Here is a 14,393-nt window from a genome sequence, read left to right on the forward strand (position 1 = left end):
TGAGGGAGGCCAGTGATTAAGCGTTGGGGTAAAGCGCGCCGCTCCACAGTGATCGGTGTGGTGAGTGTCTCTGCGATCGTAGCGCTGGTAGCTACGGTCGCAATTGTGTCGACGGGATATACCGCCCAGCGCGTCGACTTGGCAGACGGTGCCGTCTGGGTCGCCAACAACCAACAGCAGGCAATCGGGCGCGCCAACACCGAAGTGCTCGAGATCAACTCCGTCGTGAACGCGCAAAGTGCTGACCTCGAAGTGGTTCAACACGGCGAAAGCGTATTGCTCTTCGACCGTTCTGAAAGTTCGATCGACGTCGTCGACCCAGCGCTCTCTGAGATCGACGACAGCGTTGCGCTACCGCCTAACCAGCCCGAAGTGTATTTCGCCGGCAATAACGTTGTTGTGCTCGAGCACGGCACCGGAGAATTGTGGATCAGGTCGTACGAAGACTTCCTCAACTTCGATGCTGAATCTCCCGCCTCCTTGAGCCTGGGCGCCGATGCGATCGTCAGCGTCGATGAAGACGGGCTCCTGTTCGCCTACTCTCCGTCAGCCGGTCAGCTCTTCCGAGTGAATGCCGCTATCTCAGATACGGCGGAGTCCAGCGAGAATCTTGAACTCGATCCGAACGCCGAATTGAGCATCACGTCAGTGGCTGGCCAGTGGGCCATCCTCGACTCCGATGCCGAACTGCTGCACATGGCTGGCCGCGAGGTTGACCTCACCGGGCTTGTGGATGGCGGCAACGGCACCATTCTCCAGATTCCCTCCGCTGCCGGCGAACGAGTTCTCATCGGGTACAGCAACGGTGTGCTGAGCGTTCCGCTCAACGGCGCCGCTGCCGTCGGCCTTGCCACGGGCCAATCCGGTATTCCGGCGGCTCCGCTGCGGCTGGGCGAGTGCGAATTTGCGGCATGGTCGAGCGGCGAGAACTGGCGACGCTGCCCCACGGATGCTGGCGAAGGCGTCATGCTTCAGCTGAGCGAGATGCAAGCCAACGCTCAGCTTTCCTACTCGGTCAACGGATCGCGCGCGGTGCTCAACGATCGACTGTCTGGTCGCACCTGGGCAGTGCAGGGCAGCGGCGAGCTGATCGACAACTGGAACCAGCTCATCACAACCGAAGAGGAAGAGCCCGAGGTTGAGCAGAACCTCGTTGACCTCGAGCCCGAGGTCGACAAAGTACAGCAGCCGCCAGTCGCTGTTGACGATACCTTTGGTGCCCGCCCGGGTCGTGCCACCGTTCTGCCGGTGTTGCTCAACGACTATGACCCGAACGGTGATGTTCTCGTAGTCGAAGACCTTCCTGTTATCAATGCAGGAATTGGCCGAATCGACCGCATCAACGAGCGGCAGCAGATTCAGATCACACTGGAGCCTGGCGCTAGCGGGCAAGTGTCGTTCAATTACACCGTTAGCGATGGTCGCGGGGGCACGGCCAGTGCCAGTGTGACCGTCGAGATCCGCGATGATTCCGAAAACTCGCCCCCGCAACAGATGCGCGCCACGAAGTTCACGGTGCAGTCGGGCGGGCGCGTTTCGAATCAAATTCTCGGTGACTGGGTAGACCCGGATGGCGATCCCTTCTATCTCACGAGTGCGTCTGTCGCAGTCCCCGACGTCGTGAGCTACAAGCCGGGCGGGGACCTCGTATTCTCAGATTCCGGAGCCGGCGGCGAACTCAAAGTCGTCACGCTCGTGGTCTCAGACGGTACTGCCGAGAGTTCTGGCAGTGTGTCGCTCTCGGTGAAGCCTGCCGGAGAAGTTCCGATCGAAGCCGACCCGTTCGTGGTGCTGGCGTACGCGGGCAAGGAAGTCACGGTGTCGCCGTTGAGTCACGTTCGCGGTGGTAACGGAAACATTCGCCTCAATAGCGTTCCTGCAAAAACTGGTGCGCAAGTGCTGCCGAGCTACGAAACCGGAACCTTCCGTTTCGAGAGCGATGAGATTCGCAGCCACAACCTTGAATACGTCGTGACGGATGGAAACCTCACGTTCACGGCGATCGTGCGTATCGATGTAGTCGCGCCGCCAGACGCCAACACGTCACCGATCACCGTGCCCAAGACTGTGTTCGTGCAAACTCTCCAGAATGAGCGAATTGACGTTGCAGGCACAGACGTCGATCCCGCCGGTGGAGTGCTTCTCGTCACCGAAACGATGAACCTGCCCGTGGGTTCCGGCGTTCGCGCCGAGATCCTCGAACAGCGCCTTGTTCGTGTCAGCCTCGAGGCTCCGCTCGACAACGGTCCGGTCAGCTTCAACTACCGCATCAGTAACGGGCTAGCGGATGCCGTCGGCGTGATTACCGTTGTCGAAATTCCCGCGCCGTCCCGCTTGCAGGCACCCATCGCCAACGATGACTCGGTGACGGTTCGCGTGGGACAGGCTGTCGACATCCGGGTGCTTCTCAATGACGAGCACCCCGACGGCCTTGAGCTGTCGCTGGTGCCGAAGCTGGCTCAGGACCTTCCCGATGACTCAGGCCTCCTCTTCGCTTCTGGCGACGTGTTGCGCTACCTCGCGCCTGACCGTACGGGTAACTTCACCGCGGCGTATCAAGTTGCGGGGCCCGACGGACAGTCCGCGACCGCGATCGTGCGCATTGCCGTTCGTGAGCTCGACGCGTCGAGTAACAACCCGCCGGTTCCGCCTACCGTCACCGCGCGCGTGCTTGCTGGTGACACTGTTCGCGTCTCCATCCCGCTGACCTCTGCCGACCCTGATGGTGACTCGGTTCTCTTGCTCGGCCAAGCAACGAACCCGAATAAGGGCGCGGTAATCGAAGTCGATTCCAATACCTTCGTGTACCAGGCGGGGGAGTACTCCGCGGGCACAGACAGTTTCAGCTACACCTTGATCGACTCACTCGGAGCTCGCGCGAACGGCGAAATTAACATCGGCATTAGCCCGCGGCTCGATGGCGCACGAAATCCTGTTGCGATCATTGACGAGGTGACTGTCAAGCCTGGCATCACAGTGTCTGTGCAGGTTCTGGCTAATGACTCGGATCCCGATGGCAGCACACTTTCCGTCGTTTCCGTCGAGCCGAATGATGCCGAAACGGTTGCCGAGATCGATGGCGATGTCGTGAAAGTCACGCCGCCAGAAACGCCAGGTGATTACGGCATCATCTACGTCATCGAGAACGAAACCGGCGGATCGAGTCAGAACTTCATCCGCGTCACGGTCGACCCGGACGCAAAGCCGGCGTATCCGATCGCGACAGACAGCGTGCTCACCCTCTCCGACGTGCTCGATCGAAACCGTGTGACTGTCGATGTTCTTGCCGGCGTATTTTTCGCCGACGGTGACCCACGAACGCTGTCCTTGGCAATCTACCCGGGGTACGGTAACTCGGCGTCGGTCACGTCGGATAAGCAGATCGAAGTCTCTGTCGGAGACACGGGGCAGATCATTCCGTTCCGTGTGACGAACCCGGCCGACCCGACGATCTTCAGCTACGCCTTCATCAAGGTGCCGGGCTATAACGATGCGCTTCCTCAAATCGATCGCCGCGCACCGAAGCTGAGCATCAACAGCGAGAGCACTCTCGTTATTGATCTCAACGACTACATCATTGCGGTCGGCGACAACCCCGTGCGTCTCACTGACTCCAGCACGGTTTTGGCGACGCACAGCGACGGCTCGAACCTCGTGCGCGACGAAGACACTCTCGTATTCACGTCCGCGGAGAAGTACTTCGGGCCAGCATCCATCTCCTTTGAAGTCACCGATGGCACTTCGGCGACGGATCCGGAAGGCCGCACAGCGATTCTCGTGTTGCCTATCGACGTTCTACCCCGTGACAACCAAGCTCCCGTCTTCGGTGGGGCGGTGATCGACTTCGAACCCGGTCAAGAGAAAGAGATCGACCTTCTCAAGCTGACCAACTACCCCTACCCCGATGACCTCGACGAGCTTGCGTACACCGTTCTGAGCCCGCTCCCTGAAGCGTTTAGCTATTCGCTGGAAGGCACGATGCTGACCCTGCGCGCTAACGACAGCGCGTTCAAGGGCACCCGTACCTCTATCTCCCTCGGCGTTCGCGACGACCTTTCCGAAGGAAAGTCTGGGCGCATCGAACTCAACGTCGTTCCGTCAACCCGGCCGCTTGCTAGCCCCGCTTCGGACCTCGCGATCGCTAAGCGTGGCGAAACCACGGTGGTTGATGTACTCGCCAACGATGCGTCGACGAACCCCTTCCCAGGGGCGCCATTGCGCGTGGTCGACATTCGCGGTCTTGGCGGGAACGCTATCCCTGCTGGACTCTCAATCGTTCCGAGCAGCGACAACCGCACTCTGACCGTTACCGTGTCGGCGTCGGCGGTTCCGGGTGACGTGAATCTCCAATATCGGGTAGCGGACGCGACCAATGACGAGACGCGCTACGTCTGGGGCACGGTCGTGGTGTCGGTTCAAGACAAGCCCGATCCCGTGTCGAACCTCGGACCGAGTGGTTTCGGCGACAAAACCATCATGATGCGCTGGAACGCCGGCCCCGCCAACAACTCTCCGATCACGTCGTACCGTGTGACGACTCGTGCCGCCGGGGTTCTGGTGAACACGACGGAGTGCGCGGGAACAACCTGTGCGATCCCGACGACCGGAAATGGCCCGACAAACTCGGTGAAGGTGACGGTCGTCGCCATCAACGCGATCGGCGAATCAGAACCGGTAACGCTTGCGGACTCAGTGTGGTCGGACATCATCCCGGTCGCGCCCTCGACGCTGAGTGCATCTCCGCTTGATCACGGTCTGCGCCTCACCTGGAATGCCGTGCCTACGCCTACAGGCGGCTCACCGGTGGATCGCTACCGCGTAGTGGTCGGTGGCTTCGAGACCACCCTTGGCCTTGCGCAGTGCGACTCCGGAACCTGCACTTGGGAGACGCCGTCGACGTGGGTGCTCGACAACGGTGTTGCTGTGTCTTATACCGTGAGCGCTCGAAACGCTGCCTATACGGCCCTGTCGGTGTGGAACACGAGCGAGCCGCGAAGCGCTATCCCTGCGGGGCCGCCGATCGCGCTTGCTGCGCCCGTAGCATCCGTAGTCAACGACACCACCGCAAACTTGAGCTGGGCTGGTGCCTTCAACGAAAACGGTCGCCCGGTCACGTCGTACACCGCGGCTGCCTACACCGGAACCCAGCCCACCTGCGCGCCCAATGGCTCGATCACGAGCAACGGCGCAAAGCTCTCTGCAGTCGGCACGGGAACATCCGCGACGCTGTCTGGGCTATCTCCGAACCGCACGTACACAATGCTGGTCTTCGCACACAACGGCCAAGGCTGCACGGCAACGCCTACAGTGATTGCTCACACTCCGCCCGCCGTGGTGACCGCTCTGAATACCGCCGGTCCCGTGCCCAATGGCAACCGCTACGACTTCACGGTCAATGGCGGCATGATGGGCGCCGACGCGCTCGATAGCAACTACACGGTGTACTACCGTTTGAGCGGCGGCACCGTTCCGGGCACGGTTTACGGTCCTGTGGCGCTCGGTTCGTTCCTCACGGCGGATGGTGGTCAGCAATACGGCCAAGACATCTCGGTCGAAGTGCGCGCCTGCCGCAGCTACGGATCGGGCCCGATCTGCCAGCCGGAGTGGTCAGCGGCGTTCCCGCTGGGTGTGCCGGTGAATCCTTCGGTGTCGAGCCTGACTTTCACGTCCGACAATGATGTGCTCAATGAGAGCGGAACTTTCGCGTGGCTCAACTGGCCTACGGGAGATTACGCAAGCGTGCAGTACCGCTGTGGTGGAGTCACCCTGGGTGCATGGCAGACTGCGGACACGACTGTTCCCGGGGCGAGCTGTCATGCCGACGTTGCGCTCCTTGCTACACCTACGCTCGTGATTCGCGTGGTTGCCAATGGCGGCCAGATTTACGAGAGAACGTATAACGGATATGACTATGACTAGAGGTGCACTATGACCATGACTCCCGACGAAGCCGCATGGTTCGCAGAAAGCTTTAACCGACTTGTCACGAACGTAGAACAGGTTCTTCTCGGCAAGACCTTTGTCGTGCGTCTCGGTTTCACCGCGCTTCTCAGCGAAGGTCATCTTCTCCTCGAGGACTACCCGGGAACGGGAAAGACCTCATTCGCTCGCGCGATCGCGCAGAGCGTCTCGGGAACGACAAACCGTATCCAGTTCACTCCTGACCTGCTTCCCGGTGACATCACGGGTGTCAGCATTTTCGATCAGCGCGAGAACGAATTCGAGTTTCACCCGGGCCCCGTTTTCTCCAACATTGTTCTTGCGGATGAAATCAACCGTGCCAGCCCCAAAACTCAAGCCGCTCTTCTCGAAGTAATGGAAGAGGGTCAGGTGACCGTGGATGGCGTGACGCATCCGGTGGGCTCGCCGTTCATGGTTATCGCAACCCAGAACCCCATCGAGCAGGCCGGAACATACCGCCTTCCTGAAGCGCAGCTTGACCGCTTCCTCATGAAAGCGTCGATCGGTTACCCCGACCGCGCATCCACTCTTCGTATTCTCGATGGTGCCGGTGTCGCTGCTCACTCCACGACCATCGAACCAGTGGTCAGCGCTGAACTGGTCGTGGAAATGGCTCAACTCGCACGCACCGTGCACGTTGACCCGACCATCAACGACTACGTGAGCCGCTTGGTCGAAGCGACTCGGAGCGCCACCGAGGTGCGCCTCGGTGTGAGTGTGCGGGGCGCCCTCGCGCTGATGCGTGCAGCGAAGACTCTCGCGGCATCCAATGGTCGACACTATGTCGTCCCGGATGATGTGAAGGCACTTGCCGAATCGGTGCTCGCTCACCGTTTGGTGATCGACGCTGAGGCTGAATTCGAAGGCGTCACCGCCTCGAGCGTGATTGCACAGATCCTCATCGAGAACCCGCCGCCCACAGAACGGCAAGCCGTGTGAGTTCACTTCTGAACCGCTCGGCGAAAGGGCATTCGAATAACACCGCGGCGGAGAATTCAGGTCCGGGCGGGGAGCGGGCGCGCTCAGACAGTGACTTTCCTACCGCAATTCGCGGTCTCGATAACGCGCGCACCCGAATTGTTGGATACCGCACTGGGTTTCTCGCCGACCTCATCGTTACGCTGGTGCGGTTCGCTGTAATCGCTCGTGCCACCATCTCGCGCTACGCCAATCGCATCACTTCGGTGATCACCCCGGTCGGCTGGGTCGTTCTTTTTCTCATTCCGCTGACGCTTATCGTCGGATACTCGATCTCGTGGAACGAGCTCGTTGTTGTTGGCTTTGCCCTGATCGCCATCGCGCTCATGGCCGCCATCTACCTCTTAGGGCGAAGCCACCTCGCTATTAGCTTGCGCGTCGAGCACCAGCGCGTTGTCGTGGGTGAGGCTGCCAGCGGCGAAGTGCACGGGGTAAATGAAGGCAAGCGTCGCAGCTTGGGCGTTGTCGCAGAAATCCCGGTGGCCTCTACCGTTGCTGAGGCCGTGCTGCCGAGTTTGCGCCCTGGCGGAGCGTCTGCACATGAATTCCCCATCCCGACGAACCGTCGTGGCGTGATCTCAGTGGGACCAGTGCGTACAGTGCGCGCAGACCCCGTTGGGCTTGTGCGGCGCGAGCTGATCTGGACCGATTCGGCTGAGATCTTTGTGCATCCCCGAACAATTAGCATCCCCAGCGTGAGTACCGGCCTCATCCGCGACCTTGAGGGCAACCCCACTAGGGATCTCGCTAACAACGACATCTCCTTTCACGCCCTGCGCGAGTACGTTCGCGGAGACGAACGTCGCAACATCCACTGGAAATCGACGGCTCGCACCGGTCGCTACATGGTGCGGCAATTTGAAGAGACTCGACGCAGCCACCTTGTGATTGCTTTGAGCCTCGCGACGGCGGATTATGCCAACGACTATGAGTTTGAGATGGGCGTCAGCGTTGCCGGCTCTCTCGGAGCGCAGGCAATTCGGGATGCCCGAACCGTCACCGTAGTCGCTAGCGAGCAGACTCCGCAGTTCGCCAAGCGCAAGGTTTTTGCAGTTCGCGCCCTGTCGACCCTGACCGGAACACGGTTGCTGGATGACCTCACTCGGGTTCAAAGCGCCGACACCGCCCTCCGCCTGATCGACGTCGCTCGCGTGACGTCGGAACAAACCAGCGGCGTCTCGGTTGCGTTCCTCATTTGTGGCTCCACAGTGACCTCTCAGCAGTTGCGCGCGGCGTCGACGAAGTTCGCGGCCAATGTAGAAGTTGTGGCGATCGTGTGTGACCCGGAGGCGGTGCCGGGGCTCCGTCGGGTTGCTGGCCTCAGCGTGCTCACGATTGGCTATCTTGAAGAGCTCAAGCGTGCTCTCTCACGATCGGCGGGTGCATGACACGACCTGTCTCTCGTTCGTTCGTTATCGTTTCTGGCGCACTGCTCTGGCTATCGATCGCGGTCGCTTCGGCTGCGCTCTGGCCGATCTATCGCACGCCAGCGCTCACCACACTGATTGCCGTCGCCATCCTCGCGGGATCTATTGTTGCCGTGCTCGCCCTGTGGCGAGCGTGGTCGTTTGTGACGACGTCCCTCGTCTCGGTGTTGGTCTTTCTCATCATTGGAGTGCCGGTCGCCGTGCCGTCGGAGACCCAGTTCGGCGTTGTGCCGTCGCTCGAAGGGCTCAGTGATCTCATTGCGGGAGTAGCGCTGGGGTGGAAACAGCTGCTCACCATTTCCTTGCCGGTAGGTGACTATCAAGCGCTGCTCGTCCCCGCCCTCGTGCTCGTGTATTTCGGCACCGTTGTGGCGTTGAGCATCGCGTTCCGCACCCGTATTGCGGAGCTCTCGGTAGTGCCGGCGATGGTTGTCTTCGTGATGGCCATTTCCTTGGGGCCGACCTATCCCGATCAGCCTCTCTCGTTGTCTCTCATCCTTCTCATCGTGATTGCGCTCTCGTTGGTGTGGTTCCGCTGGCGTCGCCGTCGCGACACGGTCAACGCCCTTGAAGCTGCAATGGATGAAGCTGGCGTCGCGCGTCGTAAGCGAGAGTTCGGCTTTGCTGGGGTTCGCACGGTGGTCAGCGCGGTCGTCATCTTGGCCATCGCCTCGGGCATCGCTGTGGTGGCCGCTAACGTTGTGCCGCCGACGAACAACCGTTCAGTGTTGCGCACGGCAATCGTTGAGCCTTTCGATCCCCGTGACTATGTCAGCCCGCTTTCGGGCTTCCGGCGCTATTGGCAGCCGAGCACCGCAAATTCTGTGCTGTTCGAAGTCGCGGGAGTGCCTTTGGGGACTCGCGTGCGCCTGGCGACTCTGGATAGCTACAACGGCGTTGTTTATGCGGTCGGCAGTGACCGAGTGTCAAGCGAATCTGGTTCTTTCTCGCGCGTGCCTTCGCGCTTTGACCAGTCCGGGGTCGACGGCGAACAGGTCGATATGACCATCACGGTCGCTGACTATTCCGGGGTATGGCTCCCCACCGTAGGGCTGTTTGAGCAGGTCGAGTTCTCGGGCGACCGTGCAGCTGACCTGCGGGACTCTTTCTACTACAACAAGGTCTCGGGAACCGCAGCGGTCGTCGACGGGCTCATGAGCGGTGACACCTACACCTTTGAAGGCGTGGCGCCCATTCAGCCGGATTCAGACGAGATCAGCTCCCTGACTCCTGGCCTCGCCGAAGTGCCCTCGATTCAACAGTCGCCCGAAGAGCTCACCGAGAAACTTGACCAGTACGTGCGGGGATTCACATCGTCGGGGGAGCGCCTGGACGCGATGCTCTCGGGACTCGCTGCCGACGGCTACGTCAGTCACGGCGTCGGCGTGGATGAGCCGGCTAGCCGCTCGGGGCACTCTGCCGATCGGATTGCCGAGTTGGTGACGGCACCGCGCATGATTGGCGATGGTGAGCAGTACGCGGTTGCGGCATCCATGATGGCCAATGAGCTTGGGTTCCCCGCTCGTGTGGTGCTCGGTTTCGTGACATCAGATTCTCAGATTCGTGGCGACGATGTCTCGGCGTGGATCGAGGTGAACACAGCAGAGTACGGCTGGGTCACCATCGACCCGAACCCGCCGCTACGAGAGATTCCGGATGAAGACCCGGACGACATCGCCCAGGTCGCCCGCCCGCAGACCGTTGTTCAACCGCCTGAAATCGAGTCGGATACGACCAACCGGCAGTCGAACCCCGATAGCGAGCAGGCTTTGCAGCCCGACCTCGACCCTGTGCTCCAAGCCATTCTCGCTGCGCTACGCACGGCAGGTTGGATCGCACTCGTGCTGCTGGTGCTTGCCGCACCGTTCGTTCTCATCATCGCTGCGAAGTTGCGCCGCCGACAGTTGCGCAAACGCGCTGAGTCATCGGTGGAGCAGATCAGTGGCGGGTGGCAAGAGTTCGAGGATTCGCTCATTGACCACGGTTATTCGCCACCGATTGCGGGCACGCGAACCGAGGTCGCTGCCGTGATGGCGACTCCGGATGCGCGTCAGCTTGCCGAGCATGCCGACCGCGCGATTTTCTCGGGGGGCACCCCTGAAGCTTCTGACGTCGATGCGTTCTGGTCGAACGTGTCGGAATTGGAAACTCAACTCAACACAGGACTGTCGCGCTGGGCGCGGTTCAAGACCGAAATATCGCTGCGATCGCTCGGTGGTTATAGTGTCACAAGTCTGTTTAAGCGATAGAGGGCTACCCGTGAATTGTTCTTTCTGCGCGACGCAACTGCCTGCCGATGCCGTCTACTGCGCTGAGTGTGGCCGGCCGGCGATGTCTCGCCGCGCCCGCAGGGGTGCTGCGACGAGTGCTGAGTCTGCCCGCCAACCCGTCGCCGTGAGTGAACGCTCGGCTAGTAAAAACGCAGACGCTCCGCTGGGCTCGCGTCGTCGCCGTAAGCGCGAATTGGCTGCCGCCGAGAACGGTGCTGCCGCCACGAGCATTGCTCTCGCTCAGGATGACGAGCCAGCTACAGCTGCCGCGGGGGATAGCGCCGAGGCGCCGATTGCGGAGCACGAGACTTCGGTCGTTGCTGCTGACGCGTCTGCCGAAACGGCGAACTCCGCATCCGAGGCTGCGGATAGCAGCGATCATGACGCGAGTGCGAGTGCGAGTGCGAGTGCGAGTGCCAGTGCGAGTGACGACGCCGACGCCGACGCCGACGCCGTTATTTCTCTTGACGAATTACCTGCCGCGCTTCGCGAAGCCCTCGTCTCCTCGCCCGATGAGACTGAAGGAGACGCGCGTACCCTTCAACTGGGCGAGCCTTTGGTGCTCTCTGCAGCGGCCGACATCGCGGTCTCGACCGGCGAAGCTAACTCTGCAAACGACGTCAGTGCGCTCGTGGACGAGATGCCATTTGATGAAGACGGCCCTTACGACGAAGTGCTGCCCTTCGACGAAGACGGTCCCTATGACGAAGTGCCCAACCCCGCGGCGTTGAGCTTTGACCGAAACTTGACCGTTGGCTCGGTGAGTGAGCTTCCGGATCCTGTCACGACGGCAACCTGGCGTGATATGCCCGCACCGATCATCGAGCAGGCAGCACAGCCGGAGCAGACAGAGCAGCCGGAGCAGTCGGAAAAGTCAGAACAGCCGGAGCATCCAGACGAATCCGAGCCTCACGCGGAGGTTGCCGAGAGCATCGCCGGCGTTGCGGACTCGAGTTCAGACGACAAAATTCGGATCGCTGACCTAGCCGACCCCGAGAGTATTGATTCTGAGCACGCAACTCCAGCTGCCATTGCAGATTCGGATGGCGATACGGATACGGATACGGATACGGATACGGATGGGGGCGCGGATGCCGCTGTCGATACGGATACTGGTACCGCTGCGGATGCCGCTGTCGATACGGGTGCCGGCACCGCTCTGGATGCTGATCGCGAAGATGAGAGCGCTGAGCCCGTCGATGCCGCGCCAGTGCTGACGCCCATGACGCAAATCGACTATTTCGCTGATGCTGATGCTGATGCTGATGCTGAGCCAGACGTCGTGCCCACCTCAGAAACAGCTCAGGTAGACGAGTCCGACGAGGCCGACGACGTTGAAGTTCTTGAGGCCGAGGCTGTGGCTGTGGACGCGCGGAGCGTCGAGCCGGAGGCGACCACTTCCAGCGTTCTGCTGACCGACCAAGGTCATTCGGAAGAAACCACGGGCGACGCCTCTGAAGCGTCGACTGAGCTTGAGGCAACTCCGGAGGTTGAGGCGACTCCGGAGCGTGAGCTGCTCGAAGATTCCTCGCCGGAGCACGTCGCGGAATCAGCTGAAGATCTTGAGGCGAGCACGGAAGAAACAGCGAGCACGGAAGTCACGGCTAGCGCGGATGACGAGTCGAGCGAAGTTGAGAGCGATGAACTCGCTCAAGCCTCGAACGCCGCCGCAAACATTGTCGAGGACCCGGATGCTGCAATCGACGAGGCGCAGGCTGACCACACCGCGGTCGTCGACACAGAGACCGAATCACCCGTAGTCGACACCACAAACCTCGAGAACGTCGAGACCGCTGACGCTGACTCTGATTCCATCTCCAGAGAAGCATCCCGAGTAGTCACGGCGGAGAGCGCAGCAAGCGAATCCATCGCTGAAACCGAGCCTGAAGTCGAGCTCGAAGCCGAAACGGAAGCCGAAGCCGAAGCCGAAGCCGAAACGGAAGCCGAAGCCGGAGCCGAAACGGAAGCCGAAGCCGGAGCCGAAACGGGAACCGAGGGCGAGGGCGAGGGCGAGGACGCGCCAGCGATCAGAGATGCAGCGGAGTCCACTAACGATGACTCGCGCGAGCGCGAACAAGAGCAAGAAGACGGGGTGTCGGGGGACATGAACGAGAAAGCTGCAATAGCGGAACAGGCGAGAGCCATTCCCGAACCGCTCGTCGAGCCGGCACCGTTGCCACGCTCGTCATTCGAGCCTGACTTGAGCAAGCTGGGGCGCACTGATGTGGCTCCAGACGACGTGGAGCCACTTCGCGTGAAGCCTGTACGCCCGCTCGGCGAAGAAGCCGTCTTTACAACGGCCGATCGACTTCGCGCCTCCGCTTTCGCTCCTGTTGCTTCAGAACGGGTCGCCGACCATCCAGCACCAGCGGCTGTTGCTGACGACGAAGCGCCCATCGCTGCTGAAGCTGAGCCGAGCGGCCACGGCACACAACCGCGCTCAGCGATTGCGGCGGCACAGGCACAAGCAGGCCCAATCGCTCCCGAGCAGGATCGCACCGAGAGCAGTTCGGCAGCTGAAAACCACGCAGGCGTAGACACCTGTAGTCAATGTGGAAATGAGCTGTCAGAGTCTGACATCTTCTGCGGCTCTTGTGGTTTCGTGAAGCATGGCGTCGGCCCCAGCTCGCGTGCAGCGGCACCAGTGCTCGACCCGTTCCCGTGGGGAACCCCGTCAGCCGAAAAGACGGTCGCGAATGCTCCCGAGAGCAACGAACTCAACGCCAGCGCCGAGAACCTGATCCCCGAGCAAGGCGCCACTGCGGAGGCCATCCCGGCCTCGGCAGAAGTGAACCGTGCAGAGCAGGATGACGAGGCCGAGCAGAGTGCCGCCGTGGAAAGCGCTGACGTCCCGGTCGAGAACGAGAATCAGTCGAGCGACATCGATGCGCGCTCCGCTGACCAGAGCGCGGCGGTTACAGCGATCGCTGAGGTAGCAGAGGCTCCGAACGACGACCTCAAGCCGCAGCCTGAGCTGGATGATGTCGAGAGTAGCGAGATTGCCGAGCCACGGGCATCCGCGGAAAGTGCGATCGCGGCCGCTGCTAAGGCTGAAGACGCTCCGTCAGAGAGCTTCGGCGCTGGCGTGGCAGAAGCGGTGGACAGTGCAAGCGAAAGAGGCGAGGCAATTCCGCTCATCGAGCCAGGAAGCGTAGAGCCCGCGCAGCCCCATCTGGAAGCAGCACCTCCGCTCGAAACAGGAGCCGAGGGCGAAGACATGCAGGGGAACGCAGCCGCGGCTACGACTGCCTCGGGAGCCCCGGGGTTCTCGGTGCTTGCGCCGCCGCCAAAGTCGAACCAGAGGGTCGAGCTTCCGATCTCGCCGCCCGTTCCCCTAGCAGCGCTCGGAGCGGACGAAGCGGACATCGAAGACACCCGCATCGTAGAACGCAGCGTCACGGGTACGCGCTTTGTGCTGCAGTTCAGCACGGGTGACAGCGTTATCGTGACCGGAAACGGGCTGGTGGGGCGAAACCCCATCCCGGAGCCTTCCGAGAAATTCGACATTGTGGTGCCGATCACCGACCCCAGCAAGTCAGTCTCGAAGACTCATCTTGAGTTCGGTCAAATGAGTGGCGTGTTCTGGATCAGCGACCGTTACTCCGGCAACGGAACCATCGTGCGGGAGCCTGGCGCAGAGCCGAAGCGATGCGAACCGGGTAAGCGTTACCGGGTCGTCCGTGGAACTCGCGTAGAAATCGGAGAACAGTTCTTCATCGTCAGCTAGCGGCGAGAGCTGAGACTGCCCCTCCACAGG

The 14,393-nt window shown here is 61.3% G+C and carries 5 protein-coding genes; all 5 read left to right on the forward strand.

Annotation, left to right across the window (positions count from 1 at the left end):
- Positions 1 to 12: 12 nt before the first annotated feature.
- Positions 13 to 5,919 carry an Ig-like domain-containing protein gene (locus CLV85_RS12580; RefSeq protein ID WP_100389989.1) on the forward strand — a complete coding sequence of 1,969 codons (5,907 nt, stop codon included), beginning with the start codon at positions 13 to 15 and terminating at the stop codon, positions 5,917 to 5,919.
- Positions 5,920 to 5,928: 9 nt separating this feature from the next.
- Entirely contained in the window at positions 5,929 to 6,900 is a 972-nt protein-coding gene (locus CLV85_RS12585; protein ID WP_100389990.1) for an AAA family ATPase, read from the forward strand.
- Positions 6,897 to 8,327, forward strand: a complete 1,431-nt coding sequence (locus CLV85_RS12590) for a DUF58 domain-containing protein (protein WP_100389991.1) — start codon at positions 6,897 to 6,899, stop codon at positions 8,325 to 8,327. The genes CLV85_RS12585 and CLV85_RS12590 overlap by 4 nt, the downstream gene beginning before the upstream one ends.
- On the forward strand, positions 8,324 to 10,615 hold the full coding sequence (locus CLV85_RS12595) for a transglutaminase TgpA family protein (protein WP_100389992.1): 2,292 nt from the start codon (positions 8,324 to 8,326) through the stop codon (positions 10,613 to 10,615). Before CLV85_RS12590 ends, CLV85_RS12595 begins: the two co-directional genes overlap by 4 nt.
- A 145-nt stretch (positions 10,616 to 10,760) precedes the next feature.
- Complete coding sequence (locus CLV85_RS13455; protein ID WP_100389993.1) at positions 10,761 to 14,363, forward strand: FHA domain-containing protein; 3,603 nt, start codon at positions 10,761 to 10,763, stop codon at positions 14,361 to 14,363.
- The last annotated feature ends 30 nt before the right edge of the window (positions 14,364 to 14,393 follow it).

Origin of the sequence: Salinibacterium amurskyense (genome assembly GCF_002797685.1) — a bacterium.
GTDB lineage: Bacteria > Actinomycetota > Actinomycetes > Actinomycetales > Microbacteriaceae > Rhodoglobus > Rhodoglobus amurskyensis.